At 35.9% G+C, this 25,438-nt stretch carries 19 protein-coding genes; 12 read left to right on the forward strand and 7 right to left on the reverse strand.

The window, feature by feature from the left end; all coding sequences use genetic code 11:
- Positions 1 to 127 precede the first annotated feature (127 nt).
- On the forward strand, positions 128 to 298 hold the full coding sequence (locus K0R77_RS10905; protein WP_117584646.1) for a lmo0937 family membrane protein: 171 nt from the start codon (positions 128 to 130) through the stop codon (positions 296 to 298).
- Between the two features lie 92 nt (positions 299 to 390).
- On the opposite strand, the gene K0R77_RS10910 is transcribed toward K0R77_RS10905, so the two are convergent.
- Positions 391 to 2,127: a RagB/SusD family nutrient uptake outer membrane protein gene (locus K0R77_RS10910; RefSeq protein ID WP_300352157.1), complete on the reverse strand. Its 1,737-nt coding sequence runs from the start codon at positions 2,125 to 2,127 to the stop codon at positions 391 to 393.
- A 24-nt stretch (positions 2,128 to 2,151) separates the two neighbouring features.
- A complete protein-coding gene (locus tag K0R77_RS10915; RefSeq protein ID WP_300352159.1) occupies positions 2,152 to 4,926 on the reverse strand; it encodes a SusC/RagA family TonB-linked outer membrane protein in 2,775 nt (924 codons plus the stop codon).
- Between the two features lie 276 nt (positions 4,927 to 5,202).
- On the opposite strand from K0R77_RS10915, the gene K0R77_RS10920 reads away from it, so the two are divergent.
- From K0R77_RS10920 to pyk, 7 genes are all read left to right on the forward strand, one after another.
- Entirely contained in the window at positions 5,203 to 6,330 is a 1,128-nt protein-coding gene (locus K0R77_RS10920; protein ID WP_300352161.1) for an alkaline phosphatase, read from the forward strand.
- Positions 6,331 to 6,354: 24 nt separating this feature from the next.
- Positions 6,355 to 8,136, forward strand: coding sequence for an alkaline phosphatase (locus K0R77_RS10925; RefSeq protein WP_300352163.1), 1,782 nt, complete (start codon positions 6,355 to 6,357; stop codon positions 8,134 to 8,136).
- A gap of 328 nt (positions 8,137 to 8,464) precedes the next feature.
- Positions 8,465 to 8,704, forward strand: coding sequence for an acyl carrier protein (locus tag K0R77_RS10930; protein ID WP_002976354.1), 240 nt, complete (start codon positions 8,465 to 8,467; stop codon positions 8,702 to 8,704).
- A 30-nt stretch (positions 8,705 to 8,734) separates the two neighbouring features.
- A complete protein-coding gene (fabF, locus tag K0R77_RS10935; protein ID WP_300352164.1) occupies positions 8,735 to 9,979 on the forward strand; it encodes a beta-ketoacyl-ACP synthase II in 1,245 nt (414 codons plus the stop codon).
- Between the two features lie 11 nt (positions 9,980 to 9,990).
- Positions 9,991 to 10,755 carry a ribonuclease III gene (gene rnc, locus K0R77_RS10940; protein ID WP_300352166.1) on the forward strand — a complete coding sequence of 255 codons (765 nt, stop codon included), beginning with the start codon at positions 9,991 to 9,993 and terminating at the stop codon, positions 10,753 to 10,755.
- On the forward strand, positions 10,733 to 11,206 hold the full coding sequence (locus K0R77_RS10945; protein WP_300352168.1) for an IPExxxVDY family protein: 474 nt from the start codon (positions 10,733 to 10,735) through the stop codon (positions 11,204 to 11,206). The genes rnc and K0R77_RS10945 overlap by 23 nt, the downstream gene beginning before the upstream one ends.
- Positions 11,199 to 12,644, forward strand: a complete 1,446-nt coding sequence (gene pyk / locus K0R77_RS10950; RefSeq protein WP_300352170.1) for a pyruvate kinase — start codon at positions 11,199 to 11,201, stop codon at positions 12,642 to 12,644. Before K0R77_RS10945 ends, pyk begins: the two co-directional genes overlap by 8 nt.
- Positions 12,645 to 12,701: 57 nt before the next feature.
- Here pyk and K0R77_RS10955 read toward each other — a convergent pair whose 3' ends face one another.
- The 4 genes from K0R77_RS10955 to hutI all read right to left on the reverse strand — a co-directional run bounded on the left by K0R77_RS10955 (position 12,702) and on the right by hutI (position 17,378).
- Positions 12,702 to 13,994, reverse strand: coding sequence for an aldehyde dehydrogenase family protein (locus tag K0R77_RS10955; protein ID WP_300352171.1), 1,293 nt, complete (start codon positions 13,992 to 13,994; stop codon positions 12,702 to 12,704).
- Positions 13,995 to 14,120: 126 nt separating this feature from the next.
- On the reverse strand, positions 14,121 to 15,035 hold the full coding sequence (hutG, locus tag K0R77_RS10960; RefSeq protein ID WP_300352173.1) for a formimidoylglutamase: 915 nt from the start codon (positions 15,033 to 15,035) through the stop codon (positions 14,121 to 14,123).
- 14 nt (positions 15,036 to 15,049) lie between these two features.
- Positions 15,050 to 16,150, reverse strand: a complete 1,101-nt coding sequence (locus tag K0R77_RS10965) for a DUF695 domain-containing protein (RefSeq protein ID WP_300352175.1) — start codon at positions 16,148 to 16,150, stop codon at positions 15,050 to 15,052.
- Between the two features lies 1 nt (position 16,151).
- Positions 16,152 to 17,378, reverse strand: a complete 1,227-nt coding sequence (gene hutI / locus K0R77_RS10970) for an imidazolonepropionase (protein WP_300352176.1) — start codon at positions 17,376 to 17,378, stop codon at positions 16,152 to 16,154.
- 288 nt (positions 17,379 to 17,666) lie between these two features.
- On the opposite strand from hutI, the gene ruvB reads away from it, so the two are divergent.
- Genes ruvB through coaE form a run of 4 tightly spaced genes read left to right on the forward strand, consistent with a single transcriptional unit; the run spans position 17,667 to position 20,736 of the window.
- Positions 17,667 to 18,689, forward strand: coding sequence for a Holliday junction branch migration DNA helicase RuvB (gene ruvB / locus K0R77_RS10975; protein WP_300352178.1), 1,023 nt, complete (start codon positions 17,667 to 17,669; stop codon positions 18,687 to 18,689).
- 3 nt (positions 18,690 to 18,692) lie between these two features.
- Positions 18,693 to 19,223 carry an FMN-binding negative transcriptional regulator gene (locus tag K0R77_RS10980; RefSeq protein WP_300352180.1) on the forward strand — a complete coding sequence of 177 codons (531 nt, stop codon included), beginning with the start codon at positions 18,693 to 18,695 and terminating at the stop codon, positions 19,221 to 19,223.
- Positions 19,224 to 19,237: 14 nt separating this feature from the next.
- Positions 19,238 to 20,104, forward strand: a complete 867-nt coding sequence (locus K0R77_RS10985; protein ID WP_300352181.1) for an MBL fold metallo-hydrolase — start codon at positions 19,238 to 19,240, stop codon at positions 20,102 to 20,104.
- A gap of 2 nt (positions 20,105 to 20,106) precedes the next feature.
- Positions 20,107 to 20,736 (forward strand): dephospho-CoA kinase, encoded by a 630-nt coding sequence (coaE, locus tag K0R77_RS10990; protein ID WP_300352183.1) that lies wholly within the window; start codon positions 20,107 to 20,109, stop codon positions 20,734 to 20,736.
- 137 nt (positions 20,737 to 20,873) lie between these two features.
- On the opposite strand, the gene K0R77_RS10995 is transcribed toward coaE, so the two are convergent.
- Positions 20,874 to 25,319 carry a GEVED domain-containing protein gene (locus K0R77_RS10995; protein ID WP_300352184.1) on the reverse strand — a complete coding sequence of 1,482 codons (4,446 nt, stop codon included), beginning with the start codon at positions 25,317 to 25,319 and terminating at the stop codon, positions 20,874 to 20,876.
- Positions 25,320 to 25,438 lie beyond the last annotated feature (119 nt).

The raw sequence follows: 25,438 nt of genomic DNA on the forward strand, positions 1-25,438 counted from the left end.
TAAAACTAAAGGGAATTTATTTTTTTGAATTCCCTTTTTTATTTGTACATACCACAAATTGCACCTCGTCATAAAAAAGGCACGGTATATGCTAATAATAAATCATAACACCCAAAAAATTATTATTATGAGAAGTTTACTATGGTTAGTCGCAGTTATTTGTATCATCGTTTGGCTTTTAGGAATGCTTAATGTCGTTCCGGGAATCGGTACAAGTTCTTTAGTTCATGTATTACTTGTAATTGCTATTATTGTAGTTCTTTACAATATTATCAGCGGAAGAAAACCGCTTGATTAAAAATTTACACTAAACTATTAGAAAGAAAAAAAATACCAACAATACTGTTGGTATTTTTCTTTGAAAGTATAAGTGAAAAATTAAAATTTATTTTAATATCCTTCATTCTGTACAAGATAACCAGGAACACTTGAAGCACCGTCCATTGCCGATTGAGGAATTGGGAACAATCGTTTTCTTACGTCAGTATTGGTTTTAGATGTATAAATATCTTCATAATGTCCAAATCTGATCATATCCGTTCTTCTTGAATATTCCCAATAAAATTCAAAACCTCTTTCACGGTAAAGCAAATCAAGGCTGATTGAAGTCAATGCAGGTGGAGTTACTTGCGGACGTGCCGTTCTTGAAGCCCTTACCAAATTCACATCTGCTAAAGCTGCCCCTGCATTTCCTTTTCTTAATTGAGCTTCAGCTCTCATTAAATAAATATCAGCTAAACGTAAAAGAACAATATCAGCATTCCCTCTGTTTCTTCCGGTATCCGACGTTCTGCTGAACTGGTATTTTGAAACCCTGTAACCATCCGTATAATCTTTGTTATTCGGATTTTCAAGATCAATATCCAGAGTATGATTCACATAATTTACAAATCCATTTCTCTGTTCAATGATCGGATATATTTTATATTGTCCATTAACAGTTTGGAAAGGCTGCCCGTTTGAAGCATTTCTCAGTCCCCATTGAACTCCTCTCTGAATCCCCCTGTTGATTTCATATGTAGAACCATTGACAAGGAAATAATGATTCGCATCATTCGCAGGAGTAACTCCCGTTAAATTCTGCAAATTCTGTGGCACTGTAAAGTTCTCTTTGTAAAACCTAGCATCTGCCTGAGCCGGATCTGTGCTTCCGTAAGCCTGAACCCAAGTATTGTAAAAATCAGATGTAATTGCAGGCCCGTCTGTTCCGTTAGCTTTAGGAAAAGCCGCTAAAGGATATTGACTTCCTGATAATGACCAGTAACCTAATCTGTTGTGTGATGTGTTGAGGTCTTGACGCTGATCAATTGCAAAAATTAATTCTTTATTTGAATGGTTATTATCATCAAAGATTGCAAAGTATTCCGGAGAAAGTGAAAATAAACCTGAATTAATCACCTTATTTGTATATTCTATCACTTTATCCATATCCGTTGCAGAGAAAACCGGTGTTCCGTAAGGATTTCTGTAAACTCCTGCGTTAAGATAAAGCTGCGCCAAGAAACCATTAACAGAAGCCTGAGACATTCTTCCCGGACCTTTTGTATTGTCAAGATTATTTACTACCGCAAGAAATTCGCTTTCGATATAAGAAATTGCTTCCTGCCTTCTTAAGATTTCCGAATTTTGACCGCTGTTATCTTTTTTAAATGCAATTCCCCAATAATCAAGCATCAACATATTATAGTAAGCTCTCAAAGCACGCATTTCAGAAACTCCTCTTGCCGCATTTGCATCTGTTGCCGCTAAAGGCTGAAGTTTTTCAATGGCTGTAACTGTTCTTGAAATCATCAATCTCATGGCATCCCAAGTTTGCGACACCACAACATTTGTAGTTGTGGTTGTATGTTGGTGAAGCTCAATATATTTTCCTCCGTCGTACCAGTCGTTTCCACTTCCTCTTGGCGGAAGAATCGCCTGATCTGAACTGATCAACTGAAGACCATAATTTTTGGTATGGGTAAATGCATCAGGAAGCGGACCGTAAGCAGCAGCAATAAAAGATTCTACAGGCGTAGCAGTTATTGCCTCCAATGATTCATCGATTACCTGTTCATCAAGGTTTGTACATCCTACTGCAGCAAGAGTACTTAAGCTGATTATTGAGATTAAAAATTTATTTTTCATTTTTTCTTTTTTTTAAATAATTAATTAAAATGCTACGTTTACGCCAAAAACAAAGCTTCTTGCTTTAGGATACGTTGCGTAATCAATCCCGAATGACTGAATTCCTCCCTGAGAAAGACCCGTATTGATTTCCGGATCAAAACCTGAATATTTGGTGATGATAAATAGATTCTGAGCTGTTACAGAGAATCTAATGTTTCTGATATGCTCACCAATTCCAAGTAATCGAGGATTTAAATTATAACCTAATGTTGCGTTGTTTAATCTTAAGAAATCTCCTTTTTCCAGATATCTTGTAGAGATTGCATTGGTGTTGTTTAAGCTTTCATTAGGAAACTGAGTTGCCGCATCTGTAGTATTCTGAGAAATTCCCAGTCTCCCTCTTGAAAATAAAGTAGATGCCGTATTGTTATAAATCATATTCCCTGCTACTCCATTGAAATTTAGCCCTAAATCAAAATTTTTGTAAGCTGCTTTTAGATTGATATTGTAAGTGAAATCCGGCAATGCACTTCCAGCCGCTACTCTGTCGTTATCTGTAATGATACCGTCTCCGTTTACATCTCTGAAAATGTTTGTACCATTGGCATTTATACCTAAAAATTCTCTTACGTAGAATGTTCCGATTGGTTCATTATTGACATATCCGTTGATCACAGCATTAGTTGTTCCCGGACCTTGAGCTTCACCCGTAGAAATTACTTTGTAGGGAGAATCTGTTACTTTGTTTTTAATGAAAGACATGTTTCCGCCAACGCTGTAAGTGAAAGCTTTGCTTGTATCACTATTATAATTCAGCGTAAGTTCTAAACCTGTATTTTTGATCTTCATATTTGAGATATTCTTCCACATTGTTGGAGCCGGCTCTACAGGATCTACAGTATTTATTATTGAAATAATATTATCAGAAATTTTGTTGAAGAAATCAACAGTACCCGTTAATCTGTTATTTAAAATTCCAAAATCTAATCCAATATTGGTTTGAGTAGTTACCTCCCATTGAAGCTCTGGATTGTCGGCTCTTACCAGATAAACTCCTACAGGATAATTTCCACTATCGTTCAGAGGGTAAGTTGCTTGTGCAGTTCCGTTGGAATCAGCCTGATAACTTCTTTTTGTTACTTTACCCGGAATTTCCTGATTTCCTGTTTTACCCCAGCTTGCTCTCAATTTTAAGTTATTGATTGTGCTTATATTTTCCATGAAGCTTTCTTTAGAAATATTCCAACCTGCGGCAACTGAAGGAAAAAACCCATACTTGTTATTCGCTCCAAATTTAGAAGATCCGTCTGCTCTTAAGGTAGCTGTTAAGAGATATTTATCTTGATAGCCATAGTTTACTCTACCAAACCAAGACTGTAGCTCATTTTTATTAGCAACAACTGTTGATGTTACCTTAGTTAAATCTGCGGGAAGTAATGAGGGAATTTGATATTGCGGTTCTATTCCATTGTTTGGAAAATTCTGATAATACGATCCTCTTGAAGTAAGCAGTAATTTCTGATAAGAATGTCCTACCATTACATTAAAATCATGACTGTTGATTTTAAACTTATAGGCTAATGTATTTTCTACAAGAGTGTTGTTGTTGGAATAATTGCTTAGATTTAAATTTCCAGCCTCTAAAGGAATAGCATGGGGAATATTTTGAATAATTCTTTCTGCTGCAGAATAATCAATGCCTAAATTTAATTTATACGTTAAACCTTTAATGATTTCTACCGAAGGAGAGATGTTGGCTAAAATTCTGTTATTTGTTGTAAAATCTTTATAAATTTCACGACGAATCAGCGGATTGAAAGCACCATTGTTGAACACCGTCGTTGGCGCACCATTGGTATAAGCCGGATAAGTAGGATTCCAAGTAAGCATGGTGGAAACTACATCCGTTGCATTCGGTCTGTTGTTTTCGGTTCTCGTTCCGTTTAAGTTGAAATCGATGTTTACTCTTCCGTCAAATGCTTTTTGTGAAACATTTACACGTCCGGAATATCTTTTCAGATTACTGTTATATAGAATTCCTTCCTGATCTTCATATCCTAAAGTTGCATAATAATTTGAAGTATCTGTGGCTCCTGATGTTGAAAAATTTACATTTTTAGAAACACCTGTTCTTGTTAATTCATCCTGCCAATCAGTACTTCCTCCCATATCATCCAATTTTCCTCCGGCAGCAATTACCTGTCTTCTGAATTCATCTGCACCGAAAACATTCATTTTGTTGGCAAGATTGGAAATAGTGAGATTGGAAGAAAAATTCATCTGAGTTCTTCCTTTTTTGCCTTTTTTAGTAGTGATGATAATAACTCCATTGGCTCCTCTTGCACCATAGATTGCAGCTGCAGAAGCATCTTTTAAAATATCCATAGATTCAATATCATCAGGATTAATGAAGTTCATCGGGTTATTAGCGGGTCCGGTTGTGCTGTTATCAATTACAAAACCGTCGATTACGTAAAGTGGCGTAGTTCCAGAACGTAAACTCCCAACTCCTCTGATGATAATATTTTGATTGGCTCCCGGTTCACCACTTATATTGGTAACATTTACTCCTGCAATTTTCCCTTGAAGTAACTGGCCAACATTTGCAACCATTCCTTTATTAAAATCTTCGCTTTTTACAGATCCTACGGATCCGGTGACATCAGATCTTTTCTGACTTCCGTATCCTACCATTACCACTTCTTCAATATCTTTCAATTTACCCTCACTGTTGATAGTATCGGATTCTTTTTTTTGCGCAAATGTTAAGCTGACACAACTCATCAAAACAGTTGGCACGAGATAAATACGTTTCATTCTTTTTTTGTGCAAAATTAGCTTTGCAAAACGCCAGAATATGTTAATTAAGCTTTAACAAATGAATATAAAAAAGTTAATACAATGTGAATTTTGTTGCCGAAAATTAAATTTACATAAACTTTTAAACCACCATATTCCATAAGAAACTTTTAATCAGCAAAATACTTGTTAACATTAGCTTTGAAGCTTCTCATCATATTTTTTGCAACATGATTGGTGAGTAATTTTGCACACTGATTTCACATTAAATAAATTATCAAAAATTCAATCATTATGAAATTCATTTACACAATTACTAAATCCAACAAAGTAATATTATTATCTTTGCTTCTTTTTACAGCATTATTTAAAGCTCAAACACAAAAACCTCTTAATATTATTTTCATGATTGGTGACGGAATGGGTGTTTCTCAAGTCACTTCAGCATTCTATTTTGGAAATTCAGAACCTAATTTTCAAAAATTTAAAATTGTAGGACTTTCAGAAACTTCTTCAACCAGTGATTGGGTGACAGATTCTGCTGCAGGAGCAACGGCTTTATCAACAGGGGAAAAAACTTACAAACGTGCAATCGGCGTTAATAAAGATTCAATAGCTCTCCCAACTATATTAGAACAGCTTCAGAAAAAAAATTATCAAACAGGATTGATAAGTCTTACAAGCATCACCCACGCAACTCCTGCTTCCTATTATGCTCATGTAAAAGACCGAGATTTACACGAAGATATCGCACTTGATCTTGTAAAAGCCAACGTCAATTTCTTAGCAGGCGGTGGTTTAAAATTTTTCAACAAAAGAAAAGACGGGAAAAATCTTTTAAATGATTTTGCAAAACTCAACTACAATATTGATACTCTAAAACTTTCCAAACCCGTCAATAACAAAAACAACTTTTATTTATTAGCGCAGGATGAAATGCCCAATAAAGTTCAGGGAAGAGGAGATTTTTTACCCGAAGCTACACAAACTGCTTTAGATTACTTATCTAAAAACAAAAAGCCATTCTTTTTGATGGTGGAGGGTTCATTTATCGATTGGGGAGGTCATGCAAAAGATGGTGAAATGATGGTAAAAGAAGTTCTTGATTTTGATAAAACCATTGGGGTGGTCATGAAATTCATCAAAGAAAACCCAAATACACTTCTTGTAGTTACAGCAGATCACGAAACAGGTGGTGCAAGCATCGGAAAATTCATAGAAAAAGATCCTGCAACCGGAAAAGAGAAAAACACAAAAGATAAAGTACAAATTAATTTCATAGATAATCAACATACTGCAGCTTTAGTTCCCGTTTTTGCGATGGGAAAAGGTGAAGAATTATTTTCAGGCGTTTATCCAAACAATACGATTTATCATAAGCTCATCAGTGCATTGAAAAAATCGGGAGTTAAAATTAAATAGTTTTCAATTTTAAATTAAGCAAATATGTTATTTAAAAATTACAAAGTAGTTTTTCTTCTATTCTTATTAATAGGAATAAACATTTCAGCACAAACTCCAAAAGCGCACTCTCACAATGATTATGAACAGAAAATCCCGTTCTGGTACGCTTTGGGAGCTGGTGCGCAGTCTATAGAAGCAGATGTCATTTTAGAAAACAACGAATTATTCGTGGCGCACGATAAAAAATCAATTTCAAAAGAAAAAACGTTTGAAATTTTATATTTAAAGCCAATCGAACAGACATCAGATATGAATCTGAATTTGCAGCAGCCTGTTCAGATTTTAATTGATATTAAAACCGATGCAAAAACAACGTTGCGAAAAATCATTTCTGAAATTCAGAAGCATCCAAAAATCATCAATCAGAAGATATTTAGTTTTGTCATTTCAGGAAATCAGCCGAAACCAGAAGAATTTATTTCTTATCCTGAATTTATAAAGTTTGATTATCAAAATCTTAAAAACCTTACTCCTCAACAATTGGAAAAGGTAGCATTGATCAGTTTAAATTTCAAACAATATTCAGAGTGGAACGGTAAAGGCGGATTGACAGAAGAAGACCTTCCAAAAGTAACGAACATCATTAAAGAAGCAAAGTCTTTCAAAAAACCGATCCGCTTCTGGGCAATTCCTAACTCTAAAACTTCGTGGAACTTTTTTGTCAACGCAGGTGTTGATTACATTAATACCGACAAACCGAAAGATTGCGTTGAATATATTTCAACTTTAAAAACCAGAACTTTTAAAAACAACATTTTCTCAGAAGTTTACACCCCAAAATTTCTCTACAAAAACAAAAACATTCCTGTAAAAAATGTCATCCTGTTGATCGGCGACGGAAACGGACTTTCGCAAATCTCATCATCAGTTTTAGCCAATAATGGTCAGCTGACTTTGACGCAACTTAAAAATATCGGTTTAATTAAAACTTCTTCTACAGATAATTTTTCAACCGATTCCGCAGCCGGAGCCTCTGCTTTTGCAACAGGAAAGAAAACCAAAAACAGATTCATCGGTATAGATTCTAATGGAAAAGCCATTGAAAATATTACTGAAATTTTATCTAAAAAAGGATTCAACACAGGAGTGATCACCACAGATGAAATCATCGGTGCAACGCCTTCCGCATTCTACGCTCATCAAAAAGACCGTGGAATGGAAAAAGAAATTGCTGAGGATTTATCAAAAAGCAAACTCACCTTTTTTGCCGCAGGCGGAAAATCAAAAGTTTCAGATATTCCACAGTTCACAATCGCAGAAACACCTGAAAGTATAGGAAAAAATAAGGCACAACGTTTAGCATATTACATGTCAGACAATGCTGTTCCGTCAATTTTAAAAGGTAGAGGAAATATTCTCTCTGACCTCGTTGAAAATGGATTACAATATCTAAATTCCAAAAACAAACCTTTCTTTATCATGATTGAGGCTGCACAGATCGACAGCGGAGGTCACAGCAACAATACCGGAACTATCGTCACAGAAGGAATTGATTTTGACAGAGCTATTACAAAAGCAGTACAGTTTGCAGACCAAAATCCGGGAACATTGATCATAATTACTGCAGACCATGAAACCGGAGGATTCAGCATTCCGCACGGAGACTTACAAACCAATACTATTGAAGGAGATTTTACGACAGAGGATCATTCTGCGACACTGATCCCTGTGTTTTCCTACGGACCTCAATCAGAAACGTTCATTGGAGTATACGAGAACAACGAAATTTTTCACAAAATATTAAAAGCTTTAAAGATCAAATAGAAGTCTGATCAAATACAATTTAAAGATAATTTTTTCACTATATTTTCATTGCAAAATATTAATTGAGATAAATAATTAGGTCTTAAAAATTTAGTTTTGACGTAAATTTTAATAAAAATTTAAACTAAAATGTTTTGATATTTAAAAAACTAAAATATCATCACTATGGAGTAGATTTAAATTAAATGATAAACACCTGAAAACTAAAATACTAAAGTGTGATACAATAAAATAAGCGGTATTGCTCGACAAAAAAGACTAAAAAAATGTTTTATCCTAAAGAATTTTATATATTTGCACAATCTAACAATTAAAAAAATAATTTACTATGTCAGACATTGCATCAAGAGTAAAAGCTATCATCGCTGATAAGCTTGACGTTGAAGAAACAGAGGTAACTCCAGAGGCTAGCTTCACAAATGATTTAGGAGCTGACTCACTTGATACCGTTGAGTTAATCATGGAATTTGAAAAAGAATTTAACATTCAGATCCCTGATGACCAAGCAGAAAAAATTACTACTGTAGGGCACGCTATTGCTTATATTGAAGAAGTAGTAAATAAATAATATTCTTCAACAAAGAAATTTACAAAGTTTATGGAATTAAAAAGAGTAGTTGTAACCGGTTTTGGCGCCTTAACACCCATCGGTAATAATGCGAATGAATACTGGGAAAGTCTTGTAAAAGGCGAGAGCGGAGCCGCTCCGATTACTCTTTTTGATGCCACAAACTTTAAAACAAGGTTTGCTTGTGAGGTGAAAAACTTCGATCCGTTAGATCATTTCGATAAGAAAGATGCTAAAAAAATGGATCGTAACACTCAACTTGGTATGGTAGCTGCAAGAGAGGCAGTTGCACATTCAAGGATTATGGAAGACAATGTAGATAAAAACAGAGTCGGAGTAATCTGGGGTTCCGGAATTGGTGGTTTAGAAACTTTTGAAACTGAGGTTTTAGGGTGGGCAAATACAGATATTCCAAGATTCAACCCATTCTTTATTCCTAAGATGATTGCGGACATTACACCGGGACATATTTCAATTGAATATGGTTTCCATGGTCCCAATTACACTACTGTTTCTGCTTGTGCTTCATCTGCAAATGCATTGATTGATTCTAAAATGCTGATCCAGCTAGGAAAGGCAGACGTTATTGTTTGCGGGGGCTCTGAGGCTGCCGTTACAGCAAGTGGTGTTGGTGGTTTCAATGCTATGATGGCACTTTCTACGAGAAATGAAGATCCGAAAACAGCTTCAAGACCTTTTGACAAAGACAGAGATGGTTTTGTTTTGGGTGAAGGTGCAGGAGCAATCATTCTTGAAGAATATGAACACGCTGTAAAGCGCGGTGCAACAATATATGCAGAATTATTGGGTGGTGGAATGAGTGCAGACGCACATCATATGACAGCACCACATCCTGAAGGTTTGGGAGCTTATCTGGTGATGAAAAATTGCTTGGAAGATGCAGAATTAACTGCTGATGAAGTAGACCATATCAATATGCATGGTACCTCTACTCCATTAGGAGATCTTGCAGAATCTAGCGCAATTTCAAAATTATTTGGTGAGCATGCTTATGACATTCAGATTAATTCTACAAAATCAATGACAGGTCACCTTTTGGGTGCAGCCGGAGTTATTGAAGCTATTGCTGCTTTGGGATCTATTATCCACGGTATTGTTCCTCCTACAATCAATCATTTTACTGATGATGAAAAAATCGACAGCAGATTGAATTTTACATTCAATAAAGCTGTAAAAAAAGATGTGAAAGTAGCTATGAGTAACACTTTTGGGTTTGGTGGTCACAACGCTTGCGTTCTTTTCAAGAAAATCTAATTATCAACTGAATGGAGTTACAGAAATACTTTTCTAAATTCCTTCTCAAACAAAGAAAAAAAGTATTATCGGAAAGAGACTATTTCCTGAGCATGGAGCTTAACAAAATTTTAGGCACACCCGTTCAGAATATTAACTTTTACCGCGAAGCTTTTTCTATTAAAAGTTCTTCTAAAAATCAAGACAGTAACTACGAAAGACTTGAATTTTTGGGAGATTCTGTTTTGGGTACAATTGTCTCATGTCATTTGTTTAGCACTTATCCTAAAGGTAACGAAGGATATATGACGCAGATGAAATCTAAGATTGTAAATAGGAAAAATCTCAATAAATTAGGAGAAGATTTAAAACTTACCGGTCTTTTACAAAAAAACAACGCTTCTGTTGCTTTAGGAGAAAATATCGCAGGAAATCTCTTTGAAGCATTAGTGGGAGCTGTTTATCTTGATTTTCAATATGATACATGCAAAAAAATCGTATTGGAAAGACTTCTTACGCCATCAGAAATCAATAAGCTCGAAAACAAGATTGTGAGCTATAAAGGTCTTCTTCTGGAATGGAGTCAAAAGAAAAAGCTCAACATCAAGTATGAAACCTGTGAAGAAATTCAGGTAAGCAAAAGCATTGTTTTCCGCTGCCATGTGTGGCTGGGTGAAGAAAAAATTGCCAACGCAACCGAAACTTCCAAAAAAAAGGCAGAAGAAAAAGCAGCGCAGAGAGCATTTTATATTTTGAATAAAAAAGAAAATATACTTGGAAATCCAAAAACTGTATGATCTTGACGATATAGAATTTGAAGATATTACCATAGGTTTGGTAAGATTAGCCAAAAATATACCCGATCACGAGTTTTTTTTTAAAATAAATCAAAGTAACGATCTTAAATTTTCAAGAATTAAGGATCTCGTTTTTCACGGTGTTTATTATGATTATTTTTTTCCGAGATATGAGGCATACCACAAGTTTACAAAGACTTGCTTCACATTTATTTCAAACAAATCTTCAGAAAGTAATCAAAAAAAATTACAAACTGAACTCTTCTCAGAAGAAGAAAACATTAAGTTTTTATTAAATAATCAGACAGAAGTAGAATATATTCTGCATAGTCCGGAACAATTTACTGATTTTTCCGTAATTTTGCTGCCTGAAAATCTTGTGTTTCCAATTCAGGATTACAATCTGAGTTCTGAAGAAGAACTTTATCAAATAATACAGTATTATGAATAAGTATTTAAAGAAGACAAAAATTATCGCAACACTTGGGCCAGCTTCCTCTTCAAAGGAAGTAATGTTAGGATTAATGAAAGCTGGTGTTGACGTATTTAGAATAAATTTTTCACACGCTGATTACGACTTGGTTCGTACCAATATTCAAACCATCAGAGACCTTAATAAAGAGTACGGATATTCTGTAGGAATTTTAGCCGATTTACAAGGTCCAAAACTAAGAGTTGGTGTAGTAAAAGAAGGTTCATACCTGAATCCGGGAGATGTCTTGACATTTACCAATGAAAAGATCGAAGGAGACTCTACAAAAGTTTACATGACCTATCAGCAGTTTCCTCAGGATGTAAACGTTGGGGAAAGAATTTTGATTGATGATGGTAAACTTGTTTTAGAAGTTCTTGAAACCAACAAAATAGATACCGTAAAGGCGAAAACTATCCAAGGAGGACCATTGAGCTCTAAAAAAGGAGTTAACCTTCCAAATACCAATGTTTCGCTTCCTGCGTTGACCGAAAAAGATATTTTGGATGCCAATTTCATGCTTGACATGGAAGTTGACTGGATTGCTCTATCTTTTGTACGTCATGCTCAGGATATTATTGATTTGAAAGAATTGATCTCTAAGCATCCAAACGGTAAACTAAAAACACCGATCATTGCTAAAATTGAAAAACCTGAAGGAGTAAAAAATATTGATCAGATCTTACTAGAATGCGACGGATTGATGGTTGCACGTGGAGATCTTGGTGTAGAAGTTCCGATGGAAGAAGTTCCTGCTATTCAGAAAACATTGGTTGAGAAAGCAAGATTTTACTCTAAGCCGGTAATCATCGCTACACAGATGATGGAAACGATGATCAACAGTCTGACACCAACAAGAGCTGAAGTAAACGACGTTGCAAATTCTGTATTAGATGGCGCAGATGCAGTGATGCTTTCAGGTGAAACTTCCGTGGGAAGATATCCTATTCAGGTGGTTGAAAACATGGCAAAAATCGTTCAGAATATTGAGCAGACTAATTTTTACCAGCATAAAAATGAACCGATCGAAAAAGACTTCAACTGTATCGACGAGAGATTTATCACCAACAGAGTTTGTCTTGCAGCGGTAAGAATTGCAAAAAGCACAAACGTTTCAGCAATTGTTACTTTAACGAATTCAGGATATACTGCGTTTCAGATTTCTGCGCACAGACCCAATTCTCACATTATCGTTTACAGCGCCAACAAACGTGTAATTACAATGTTGAACCTGCTTTGGGGAGTTCGTGCTTATCATTATGATATGAATAAATCTACAGATGAAACCATAATTCAGGTGAATATGCTGACTCATAACCACGGTTATATTGAAAGCGGAGATTTCGTAATCAATATTAACGCAACTCCATCATACGAAGGAGGAAAAACGAATACATTGAGATTAACGACTATTTAATCTTCTTGATATAAAAAAGCAAAAACTCTCGATATTTTCGAGAGTTTTTTTATGTTGCTATTTTCCTAAAACTGTTTTTGCGGTGACAAATTCTTTTAAAGCCAATAAAGAAAGTTCCGTTCCGTAACCTGAAGATTTTGTTCCACCGAATGGAAATCGCGGATCAGAGCTCGTCATCCTATTGATATTCACAGTTCCGGATTCTAAACCATTGATGAAAAACTGTTGACGATCTGCATTCTTCGTCCAGACTGAGTTTGAAAGTCCAAAAGGAATATTGTTTGCCATTTCTAAAGCTTCATCATCATTTTCCGAAATCATTACCATCCCAAGTGGTCCGAACAATTCTTCCTGCAAAATAGGATTACCTTCTTTTACATTGATTAAACCCGGATTAAATTCGGTGTCAGAAATTCTTTCCAAAGGAATAATAGCTTCTGCACCGTTATCCAAAGCTTTCTGATATTGTTTCTCTAAGTCATCTGCCAAATCTGCTCTTGCCATTCCACTCAATTTTGTTTCCTTCTTCATCGGATCTGCGGGAGCATACTTTTTATATTCTTCAATAAATTTTGGTAAGAAATCAAATTCTATATCTTTTTGAATAATAAATCTTTTTGCAGCCACACAAGTCTGCCCGCAGTTTTGAAGTCTTGCCAATGCGCCAACTTTTGCAGCTTCATCTAAATCTGCATCATCCAAAACAATAAAAGCATCACTTCCGCCAAGCTCAAGTAAAGATTTTTTAATTTTCTGTCCGGCAATCGATGCAACTTCTGCACCTGCTTTTTCACTTCCGGTAAGGCTTACTCCTTTAATAACAGAATGTTCAAGAATTCCTTTTACCTCTTTATGCCCAACTTCTAAATTCTGAAAAACACCTTCAGGAAAACCAGCTTCAATGAATACTTTTTCAATCGCATTGCCACTTCCGAAACAAATAGAGGCATGCTTCAAAACAACAGTATTTCCAGCTAAAATTGCAGGAATTGCAAACCTCAAAACTTGCCAGAACGGAAAATTCCAAGGCATTACCCCCAGAATTACACCTTTCGGAACATAATGGATTTCTGCGATAGAATATTCGGAATCAATTTTTTCAGACTTTAAAACATTTTCAGCTTCGGCATAATAATTCATCATCAAAGCACATTTCTCCACTTCTGAGATGGATTGTGAAATGGGTTTATTCATTTCTCTGGTAATGATTTCGCCAAATTCTTCCGATTTATTTTTAAATAATTCTGCAGCTTTTGCAATCAGCTTTTGTCTGTCTGCAAATGATACGCTTTTCCATTTTTTAAAAGCTTCATCAGCTTTGATCAGTTTATTTTCTATTGATTGTTCCATATTGTAATTACATTTAAATTCAAAAAAATGAATTTTTAAGCCTTTGGAATAGGCATATTGAAGGCAACAAAATATGTACCTTAGTTCTTGTTAAAAAAATGATATTGTCTATTGCAAATATGTCTTTCAAATCATCAGCCACTCATTTACTAAACTTGCAGCCAGTCTTGCCGTTCTGTCCTGGATATCAAACTGGGGGTTCACCTCTGCAACATCTAATGCGGCAAGTTTTTCGCTCTTTAAAATATGTTTGTAAAAATGCATGAATGCTGCATCTGTAAACAATCCGTTGTACGCTGCGGCAGAAACTCCGGGTGCGATTGAAGCATTGAAGACATCCATACAAACCGTGAGATACAAAACATCAACTGATTCTACAAGTTCGTTGATACGTTCGTAAACCGAAGGAAGATTTTCAAAAAAAATTTCATCAGCAAGAATATATTTCATACCGAGTTGATGAGCAGTATCAAACAATTTTAACGTGTTTGAATTCCTCTGAATTCCGATATGCAACGTATGATTATTTTCTTCCTGAGCAATTTGCCAGAATCCTGTACCTGAACTTGCTCCTACCCCATCTTCGGGTTTTCTGTTATCAAAATGAGCATCGATATTGATAATTCCGATTTTCTTATCTGGAAATGCCTTTCTGATTCCTGAATAATGGGCAAAGGTAACTTCATGACCTCCGCCCAAAACAAGAGATTTTGCTCCTTTCGCCAAAACCTGAGCAACATTATCCGCAAGAGCATTTTGAGCTTTTTCTAAATCCCCATCTTCACAGGTAATATTACCAAAATCAAGCATAGAAAAATCAGGCATGATGACAGGAAAATTTGCCATATTTTTTCTGATAATATCCGGTGCATCTTTCGCTCCTGCTCTACCTTTATTTCTTCTTACACCTTCATCCACAGCAAAACCGTGCAAAACGAAATCATTAGTTATAATAAGATCATGATTTTCTGCTTCCTGTACACGCTGAAAAAGTCTGTGAAACAATGGTTCTTCTCCGTCTAATCTTCCTTGCCAGATCATATTTTTTTATCCATTTAATTGATATTATAGCGTTCGAAACTTTGCCAATATTTGTCTTTGTAAATTTCAAGTGACATTTTATATTCAGGATTATCTTTCATTATTTTATGAAAAATTTTGGAAGGCTCTCTGAAATCTTTACTTGCAAAGTAAGTTTCTTTTATATTATCTGCACTTTCCCTGCCAATGTATAAATGTCCGTTTTCATTTTTAAGTTCCTCGATCAATTTTTCTTCGATATCAGTCAATTTTTCATAATCATCTTTCTCCAGAAGTCCGTTATTATTTTCACCGTTGTAATGTGTTTTCAATACCGAAATCCATGGATATGAAGCTTTTGAATCATATTCTAACAATGAAGTATTAATTGCGGCAATGAGCGGAAGTCCGTTTTGCAAACTCGCCTCAAAAATGGAAAACTTATCTTCTTCATCAAAATTTTTTACGTTTTTATATTTTTCTGTAAATTCTCTTTCTCTCCATTGCAAAAAATCTTTCAGCTTAGTCACAGGAACGAGTTGCTCCGATGCTTCATTTTTTCCGATCACATTAAATGTATCAATTTGCGTTGCAAAATTTAACTCACCTAAAAAGTTATCTAAAAAGATACAAACTCCGTTTACAACAGAATTTTTATTTTTCTCAGTCAGATTTTCATACACAAAAGTAATATCGATCTCGTCCGGATAACCTTCCATTTCATTCGCATAGAAGAAAATATTTTCGGTTGTGAATTCATGACCGTCCATGCTGATTCCGCTATCCAGATTCATTTCCGGTTTTAACGCCGTAAATTTCCAGTTTTCTAATTTTGGAGCAGCATCAATGAGTTCTTCAACAAAAACAATATTTTTAATGTCTCCCTCCGCAGTGATGATAAGCTCTGCCGTAGAATCATCACTCATTCCGGTAAGAAAATAATAGCCTTCATTGATATGGCGAAGTTTAGGAGCAATAACCTCGAAAAAATCTTTCTCGATATTTACACGGTCTTTTACTACTTCATAAAACTCCTTCTCTTTAGTTAAAAACCAACGCCAAAAATCCTGATAAGTTGAAATTTCATGATTGGTCTTTTCCTCTTTTTTACCGAAAACTTTATCAAACAATCTCATCTTATTTTACTTTTATCCCATCTATAAAAACATTCTCCGCTTTTAAACTTCCCTGATTGTACAATACGTTCTGGAAATTATCTGTCTTAAAAGTCACAAAATCTGCTTTTAAGCCATTCTCTAATCTTCCTCTATCTTCCAAGCCAAGTGCAAAAGCAGAACGGAAAGTCATTCCTGCCAAAACTTCTGCCGTAGTCAATTTTTCATATGTTGCTAAAATCGAAGCCTGTGTAATTAAGTTTCCCATTGGTGCAGAACCAGGATTCCAATCACTTGCTATTGCTAAAATTGCACCTGCATCTAATAATTTTCTTGCAGGAGTAAATTTTTCACCCAAGCCTAAACTTGCACCAGGCAAAGCAGTAGCTACCGTATCTGACTGTGCTAAAAATTGAATATCTTCATCAATTGTCGCTTCCAAATGGTCTGCCGATTTTGCTCCAACTTCAACGGCAATTCTCGAACTTCCAGGCGTAAACTGATCTGCATGAACCGTAATTTGGAAACCTAAATCTTTAGTTTTTAACAAAAACTCTTTACTCTCCTCTGGTTGAAACGCTGATTTTTCAATGAAAATATCAACACGATCAGATAATTTTTCTTCTTTTACTTTGGGTAAAATTTCATTTAAAATATAATCTAAATACGCTTTGTTATCTCCCTTAAAGTCTCTCGGTTTCAGATGTGCAGAAAGACAGGTCGGAACCAAAGTCGCCTGAGTTTGAGACTGGGCTTCTTTGATGATTCTAAGCATCTTTAATTCATTTTCAACATCTAATCCGTATCCGCTTTTCACTTCAATAGTTGTAATTCCTAAATCAGTCAAAATATTGATCCTTTCCAGTAAAGTTTTTAATAATTCTTCTTCGGAAGCATTTCTTGTATGTTGAACCGAGCTCCAGATTCCACCTCCATTTTCTGCAATTTCCAGATATGTTTTTCCTGCATTTCGCATGGCAAAATCATTGGCACGATTTCCACCAAAACAAATATGGGTGTGCGAATCTACAAATGCAGGTAAAACGATTTGTTCGCCTTCAATGTGTTCAATTTCTATATTTTGATTTTCTGATCTCAAAATTTCAAAGTTTCCGACTTTTTGAATTTTACTGTCATTAACTAAAATTCCTCCATCGACAATAATCTCAAGTTGCACATCAGAAATTTTCCCTCTTAAAGGAAGATCCGCAAGTGTTACAAGCTGCTTGAAAGGTCCAAATAATTTCATTAAATAGGGGTTAAGTTTTAGATAAAAAGCATTATTTTTCATTCATCCCAGATTCACTGAAAGAATGTACAGTTTTCATTCCGCAACAATCTTAATAATGGTAAATACAAATTTTTATCTTAAAAATTTTTCTCTCTCAAAAATACTCAAAATATATCAATTCTTTTTCGTCATATGCTTTGTTGTGGCAATGAGTCTTTATATCAAAAACTTATCTTCAAATAATCTAATCTCATCCTCAATCTTAACCTCATTTTTTCCTATCTTTGAGGTAAATGAAATGAATTAATGCCAGATTTTTTACATCCTGATAAGGAAAATTTTTCCCAAGACGAACTGATACAGGAGGAGAAAATTCGTCCGCAAAGTTTCAAAGATTTTGCCGGACAAAGAAAAACACTTGAAAATCTAGAAGTTTTTGTAGCCGCCGCAAAGAATCGTGGTGGTGCACTCGATCATGTATTACTGCATGGTCCTCCAGGTTTAGGCAAAACTACTTTAGCCAATATTATTGCCAATGAATTGGGCGTAAACTGTAAAATCACTTCGGGACCTGTTTTGGATAAACCCGGAAGTTTGGCAGGTTTGCTTACCAATCTGGAAGAGAACGACGTGCTTTTTATTGATGAAATTCACAGACTTTCTCCCATTGTGGAAGAGTATTTATATTCTGCAATGGAAGACTACAAAATTGATATCATGCTTGAAACAGGTCCGAATGCAAGAAGCGTTCAGATCGGTTTGAATCCTTTTACATTAGTTGGCGCAACCACCAGAAGCGGAATGCTGACAAAACCAATGCTGGCAAGATTCGGAATTCAAAGCAGATTAGAATATTATACGATTGAGCTTCTTTCGATGATTATCATCAGAAGTGCAAGAGTTTTGGGAGTGACCATTTATGAAGATGCAGCCATTGAAATTGCAAGAAGAAGCCGCGGAACACCAAGAATAGCAAACGCTTTATTGAGAAGAGTTCGTGACTTTGCGGAAATTAAAGGAAATGGTGAAATTGAAATTAATATTACCACATATGCCTTAAATTCTTTAAATGTTGACGAATTTGGTTTAGACGAAATGGATAATAAAATTATGCGTGTCATGATTGAAAATTTCAAAGGTAAACCTGTAGGAATTTCAGCTCTTGCAACTTCAATTGCTGAGAATCCGGAGACTTTAGAGGAAGTTTATGAACCTTTTCTGATTCAGGAAGGCTTTATCATCCGAACTCCAAGAGGACGTGAAGTTACCGAAAAAGCATACCGCCATTTGAATATTGCCATTCCCAGAAGTCCGGGAGAATTATTTTAAACTATGTTTGTTCCTAAATTATACAGAAGTGAAGATCATAATCTGATGAAAAAAATCATCAGAGAAAATGCATTTGCATTGCTCATTTCTTCAAAGGATAAAATAAGAGCAACTCATTCTATGATGATGCTTAACGAAAATGATCTGGAACAGATTTATATAGAAACCCATATTTCCAAAGCCAATCCTCAAGCAAAAATATTGAATGATGGTGATGAAGTTCTGTGCGATTTTTTAGGAGCACACACTTACATTTCGAGCAGTTGGTATGATCATCTTGAAAGACTTACAGCTAAATACGAAAAAGCTCAAAAATGTCTGGTTTTAGTAGAAAATATGGGTAAAGATTTTGTAGAAAAAGAAATAAAAGGCGCTTTCGGTATTAAGATTTTCCCTACTGAAATTTTTATTCAGCAAAAACTTTCTCAAAGCAGAAAGGAAGCAGATTTTCAGCACATTATTTCTAATCTGGAAAATTCTGAGGATGAAAACAGCAGAAAAATTGCAAATCAAATGAAATCAATAAAAAATTAAATAACATCTATTATATGAAGCTATATCCTATCCAATGCGGAAAATTCAAGCTCGACGGCGGCGCAATGTTCGGAGTCGTCCCGAAAAGTCTGTGGGAAAAAACCAACCCTGCAGACGAAAGAAATTTAATTGAATTGGGAACCCGCTCTCTATTAATTGAAGACGGAAAAAAACTCATTCTTGTAGACTGCGGTCTTGGAAATAAGCAGGATGATAAATTTTTTGGTCATTATTCTCTTTGGGGCGATGATAATTTAGATAAAAACTTAAAAAAATACGGCTTTGTAAAAGAAGACATTACCGATGTTTTCTTAACCCATTTACATTTTGACCATTGTGGCGGTGCAATCGAATGGAATGATGACAAAACCGGCTACAGACCTGCATTTAAAAACGCTCAGTTCTGGACCAACGAAAATCACTGGCAATGGGCGACTGAGCCAAACGCAAGAGAAAAGGCAAGTTTTTTAAAAGAAAATATATTACCTATTCAGGAAAGCGGTCAGTTAGGTTTCTTACCATTACCAGCCAACGGAAGTTATGGTTTTGCTCCAGATCTTAAAATGGATGTCATCTTTGTAGATGGCCACACCGAAAAGCAGATGCTTCCTGTAATACAGTATCAGGAAAAAACCATTGTTTTTGCAGCTGACCTAATTCCGACAGCAGGACACATTCCTCAAGTTTATGTGATGGGTTATGACACAAGACCCCTATTGACGATTGAAGAGAAAGCTAAATTTTTGAAACAATGTGTAGACAATGATTATCTGCTGTTTTTTGAACATGATGCTCACAATGAATTGGCAAGCCTTAAAATGACTGAGAAGGGTGTACGATTGGATGAAACGTTTAGCTTTAATGAAATTTTTGGTTATTAGGTATGGAAGAATTAAATACTGAAACAAAAAAAGACGAACCTGATTCTGCCTCAAAAATTATAGGTCTTACAGGCGGAATTGGTTCCGGAAAAACTACTGTTGCAAAGTTCATTGAAGATTGCGGCTTTCCTATTTATTACTCAGATGTCAGAGCTAAGACGATCGTTAATGACAATGCTGATTTAAAGCAAAGAATCAAAGATCTTTTGGGTAATGACTCTTATGATGAAAATGACTTATACAACCGCAAATTTGTTGGTGAAAAAGTCTTTAATAATGATGAATTATTACATCAGCTCAATAGTATTATTCATCCTGCAGTACGTATTGACTTTGAACAATGGGTAGCTCAGCAGAAAAAATATCTTGTTTTTAAAGAAACAGCTTTATTATTTGAATTGAAACTTCATCTTCAATGTTACAAATCTCTTTTGGTAACTGCCGAAGACAATATCCGAATTAAAAGAGTGATGGACAGAGACGGAAAAACTTATCGTGAAGTTGAATCTGTAATGAATAATCAGATGCCCGAAAAGGATAAAATAAAAATGGCAGATTTCGTCATTTACAACAATACCAATCTTGATGATCTTCGGGAACAAACTGAGAAAATCATTTTTGAAATTGAATGAAATTCATGATTATTAAACAAAACTCGCTGGCTGATCAGCGAGTTTTTTTGTTGTTAATATTTATAGATATTCATTATCGTAAAAAAAAATAAGCTCTCATTTCTGAGAGCTTATTCTATTATTTAGAAGTTATTAAATTATTCTTTAATAAATTTCTTTTGTACAGTACCTTTCACATCTTCTATGTCGATAACATATAATCCGTTGATCAGTCTGCTAACGTCAATTTTGTTGTTTAAGATCAATCCGCTTGAAACCAATTGTCCTGCTGCACTGTAAATTTTATAATTAGCTTTTTTGCTGATATTTTTTACATTTAAAACAGTGCTTACCGGGTTCGGATAGATTAAAATATCCGTTTGGTTTACTGCGTTTGCAACGCTTTGTTTAGAAATTCTAACTGTATAATCTTCCACTTCACCATTCGCAAAGTTGGTACAATTTACAGGAATTCCATCTTTCTGCATTGCCACTCTCATAACAACATATTTGTAATCTGTCATACTTACAAATGCATCAGCAGGAACATTGAATGTTGCACTTGCTGTAGGATTTGTGTTTGGACCGTCAGCTAAGATTCTTTCGTTAATATCGAAATAACCGTTTCTGTTGAAGTCAATCCAAACTGCTACTCCTGCATTTGCACCATTAGTTAACGTCTTATCAATTGTAATCTGGTTACCTGCTGATCCCTGAATCATTTCAATAAACTTCAAAGGATTTCCTGTAAAGTCTGAATAATTTGAAGCAGGAGTTGTGTTGATCATTTCCGGTTTACCCGTAGGCTTCGCAGTTACTTTCGAAATATATTCTGTTGCAGAATTTGCTGACGTCATAGGACAATAAACAACTGTTGGTGTTGTGAAATAATAAGGAGGAGTAAAGTTACCCGGTGTACCCGAACAAACGTTTGCAACCTGCATCTCATATTTCGTTAATTCCAACAATCCTGTAATTGTGTATGTATTTGTATTGACAGTCACAGTCGTCCAGCTAGGAATACCTACTTTTCTGTATCTCAAAATATAACTACCTGTAGCCCCCGCACCAGTAAATGCAGTCCAAGTTACTTCAGCACTTGTTGGTGTCAATGTAGTGATGGTTAATCCTGGAGGAGGTATTTCACAAATCCTAACCGTAGTAAATACCTGTGGATTTGACCATGGGTTTGGAGTAGTTTCACCTACACACTGATTAGCAACTTGTACTTCATAGGTAACAAATGAGCTTAATCCTGTAAGAGTAACAGAGTTTGCAGGAGGAGCCGGAGCTGTAACAGCGATCCAAGTTCCTGTACCAACAACTCTATATCTTATCAGATATGTTGCACTAGGAACAATTGGGTTCCAGGTAACAACTGCTGATGTTGGAGTAATATTTGTAATAGTGACATTTGGAGGAGTAGGATCACATCTTGTAGTGAAAAGCTTAATTGGAGTATAAGCTCCTAAGCCACCTGTTCCACATTTTGCAGCAATTCTAACCTCATACGTAGTTGCAGGAGTTAACCCTGTAAGTTGTACAGGAGGGTTACCTGCTAAAACAGAAGCATTAATAGGAATCCATGGAGAAACAGGGTTTGTTACTGCTCTATATTCTAATACAAACGCATTATTATTTAGCGCAGATGTCCAGTTAACTGAAGCTGAATTTTGAGTAATTAAATTAACAGTTACATTCGTTGGAGCAACATTACTACAAGGTCTTAATTTAACTGCATAGTCCTCTACTTCACCATTTGCCGGATCAACACACATCACTGATCCGCTATTTCTTTTAAGAATAACTCTCATTGTTGTAGTAAGTGGTCCTGCATAGATAGCTGGTCCTGCTGCCGGAACATCGAATGTAGCCGTTACAGGAGTCGTTGTGCTTGATGCAGAGGTCATGATTTTTTCATTAGCTGCAAAAATCCCGTCTCTGTTATAATCAATATAAGCATCTACAGCATCAGAAAAGGTTGTACCAACCCAAGCCTTAGACACTGATAATTGATTTCCAAAAGATCCAACTTCTAAGTTAATCAATGTTGGTGGCGTATTGTAGCTGATGTAATTGGTCTGTAAAGAAGTATTATCCATCACAGGGAAATTCACAGGAGTAACTTTAACATTTGAAATGTAATCATTAGTACCTGTACCAACCATAGGGCAATACGTCAGCGGTGGCGTTGTGAAATTCACAGAAGAACTAAACGCTCCGGTAACACCTCCACATATTGTAGCAACTTGTACTTGATAAGTGGTCTGCTCAGTAAGACCTGGTATAGTATAAAAACTTTGTCCTGTTGGTGTTCCCGCCGGTAAGGTAAGACCAGCAGCACTTGGAAGCCAAGGACCTGAAGGACTTAATCTATATCTAATAACATATGTTGCGTTGGCTGTAGGCATCCAAGATACATATGCTGTTGTTGCAGTCATATTAGTGACAGTAATATTGGTTGGAGGAGCGGTTGTACATGGCTGTAAGTCTATAAATTTAACAGCATAATCCTCTACCTCACCCCATGAGAAGTTACCACAAGGACTTGGATCGGTATTTTCTCTTATTATAACTCTCATTCTGGTATTTAAGTTTCCACCATATACAGAACCTGGTGTCGTAGGGAATCCAAATGATGCGGTAACTACTGATGTAGTGTTACTCGCTCCAGTTAAAATTCTTTCAGAAGTTTCAAAAATACCGTTTCTGTTAAAATCGATCCAAGCTGCTGCTGCTGCTGCAAACTGAGTACCCGGCCAAACTTTAGTAAGAGAGATGTTATTTCCTACCGTACCTCTAATTAGTGTTACTAATCTAGCAGGATCTGCCGTATAATCTGAATAATACGGCGCAGCCGTAGCCATCACCGAATTGCTTACCATAGCTGGTAAACCAAGAGGGGTAACAGTTACGTTAGCAATATATTCGTCAGCACTTGTAGCTGCTGCTGAACAATAAGTAATTGCAGGAGTAGTGAAATTTGTACTTGGCGAGAATGCACCGGTAACTCCACCACATATTGTAGCTACTTGTACTTCATAAGTGGTTGACTCTGCTAAACCTGATATATTATAGATATTAACCGGAGGTGTACTAAGCGTTACCGTAGTCCACAATCCTGTACCAGTTCTGTATCTAATTACATAAGTAGCACCTGCGGTAGCCAGCCATGAAACGGTAGCAGAAGTAGGTGTAATATTTCCAACTGAAATGTTAGTAGGTGGCGCAGTAGTACAAGGCTGTAAATCAACAAATCTAACAGCATAGTCTTCTACTTCACCCCATGTGAAAGAACCACACGCAGTTGCTGAAGAAGATTCTCTTATTACAACACGCATACGAGTAGTAAGTGGTCCATTATATACTCCTGCCGGAATTGTAAATCCGGGACTTACAACCGGTGAAGTTGTATTACTTGGAGAATTTAGAACCTGTTCGGTTGTTTCAAAAACTCCATTTCTATTGTAATCAATCCAAACTCCTGTACCAAAACTCCACTGAGTTCCTGGCCAAGTTTTCGTCACTGAAACCGTATTACCTGTAGAATTTTTAACAAAGGTAATTAGTCTGGTAGGATCTGTGCTATAATCTGTATAGAAAGATGATCCTGAATTACTACTCATTGTGTAAGAATTGGTAGCATTTGCAGTAACATTCGTTATATAACCATCAGCAACACTTGTAGAAGTACCTGTACAATAAGATATAACAGGAGTTGTAAAAGGTACTGCAGCAGACCAAGCTCCTTGAGTACCTCCACAAATTGTAGCAACTTCTACCTCATAATTGCCAAGTTCTGTCAAACCTGGAATCGTATACGTATTGGTAAGAGCCGGTATAGTAACGGTAGTATATGCTCCGCCAGGCAGCGATCTATATCTTACCTGATATGTTGCGTTTGCATTTGCATTCCATGACACAGTAGCAGTAGTAGATGTAAGGTTGCTTACAGTTATTCCCGTAGGAGGTGCCACTGTACAAGGTGCAGGATCAAATGCTACTAACTGTATTCTTGGTATTGTATTGTGTCTTGAAGTTGCTGTTGGAGGAGTAGCAGGATTCGGATTTGTTGAATCATTTCGGTATAACATTCCCCTATTTGTCCCTGCGGTATAACTTCCCCAACTCTGAGTACAGCTCCAGTTTGCAGAGTTTTCGTCTACCGCTACTACAAGATTACTTATTCCGTCCCAAGTAAATGGAGTTGCAAGCGGTAATTCTACCCAAGTACCATCAGTCATTGCAGGTAATGTACCTGAATAAACCTGAGATAAGTTTGCCAACGGCACCCAGCTCGTCGTCGTTGCGAAATCGTTTTGAGCAGTGTTACCAATGTAAACTACCCACTGATTATAGTTTGCCTGCGTTCCTGTAGGAATTGCAGAAACATGAAATCTGATTTTTGTAATCAGAGTACTGGTTCCGATAGCTCCAGTAACTTCTGCTGCAGTGTAAATCTGCTGAGAATAATTGTAACCCCAGCAGGAATTTATAGGAAGCTCGGTCATTGAAGCTGTACCGGTTCCAATCTGCCCAGTCTGACCTGATACATTAGGCATAAAAGCCAACATAAAGGTTAGAATTAGTAAAATTTTCTTCATCTTATTAATTATTAAAATAGATTAGAATACAAGAATTATACATATGTTAATTAATTAGTGTATTAATGTGTAATTTGAGACCTCCTCTCCCATTAAGAATATCATGTTCTGTTGCCAGA

This window comes from Chryseobacterium sp., assembly GCF_029240215.1.
In the GTDB taxonomy this organism is placed as follows: domain Bacteria; phylum Bacteroidota; class Bacteroidia; order Flavobacteriales; family Weeksellaceae; genus Chryseobacterium.

Excerpts from the sequence above, each read along its gene's own strand:
- K0R77_RS10905 (WP_117584646.1), top strand. The coding sequence starts at position 128 with ATGAGAAGTTTACTATGGTTAGTCGCAGTTATTTGTATCATCGTTTGG.
- K0R77_RS10910 (WP_300352157.1), bottom strand. The coding sequence starts at position 2,127 with ATGAAAAATAAATTTTTAATCTCAATAATCAGCTTAAGTACTCTTGCT.
- K0R77_RS10915 (WP_300352159.1), bottom strand. The coding sequence starts at position 4,926 with ATGAAACGTATTTATCTCGTGCCAACTGTTTTGATGAGTTGTGTCAGC.
- K0R77_RS10920 (WP_300352161.1), top strand. The coding sequence starts at position 5,203 with ATGAAATTCATTTACACAATTACTAAATCCAACAAAGTAATATTATTA.
- K0R77_RS10925 (WP_300352163.1), top strand. The coding sequence starts at position 6,355 with ATGTTATTTAAAAATTACAAAGTAGTTTTTCTTCTATTCTTATTAATA.
- K0R77_RS10930 (WP_002976354.1), top strand. The coding sequence starts at position 8,465 with ATGTCAGACATTGCATCAAGAGTAAAAGCTATCATCGCTGATAAGCTT.
- fabF (WP_300352164.1), top strand. The coding sequence starts at position 8,735 with ATGGAATTAAAAAGAGTAGTTGTAACCGGTTTTGGCGCCTTAACACCC.
- rnc (WP_300352166.1), top strand. The coding sequence starts at position 9,991 with ATGGAGTTACAGAAATACTTTTCTAAATTCCTTCTCAAACAAAGAAAA.
- pyk (WP_300352170.1), top strand. The coding sequence starts at position 11,199 with ATGAATAAGTATTTAAAGAAGACAAAAATTATCGCAACACTTGGGCCA.
- K0R77_RS10955 (WP_300352171.1), bottom strand. The coding sequence starts at position 13,994 with ATGGAACAATCAATAGAAAATAAACTGATCAAAGCTGATGAAGCTTTT.
- hutG (WP_300352173.1), bottom strand. The coding sequence starts at position 15,035 with ATGATCTGGCAAGGAAGATTAGACGGAGAAGAACCATTGTTTCACAGA.
- K0R77_RS10965 (WP_300352175.1), bottom strand. The coding sequence starts at position 16,150 with ATGAGATTGTTTGATAAAGTTTTCGGTAAAAAAGAGGAAAAGACCAAT.
- hutI (WP_300352176.1), bottom strand. The coding sequence starts at position 17,378 with ATGAAATTATTTGGACCTTTCAAGCAGCTTGTAACACTTGCGGATCTT.
- ruvB (WP_300352178.1), top strand. The coding sequence starts at position 17,667 with ATGCCAGATTTTTTACATCCTGATAAGGAAAATTTTTCCCAAGACGAA.
- K0R77_RS10980 (WP_300352180.1), top strand. The coding sequence starts at position 18,693 with ATGTTTGTTCCTAAATTATACAGAAGTGAAGATCATAATCTGATGAAA.
- K0R77_RS10985 (WP_300352181.1), top strand. The coding sequence starts at position 19,238 with ATGAAGCTATATCCTATCCAATGCGGAAAATTCAAGCTCGACGGCGGC.
- coaE (WP_300352183.1), top strand. The coding sequence starts at position 20,107 with ATGGAAGAATTAAATACTGAAACAAAAAAAGACGAACCTGATTCTGCC.
- K0R77_RS10995 (WP_300352184.1), bottom strand. The coding sequence starts at position 25,319 with ATGAAGAAAATTTTACTAATTCTAACCTTTATGTTGGCTTTTATGCCT.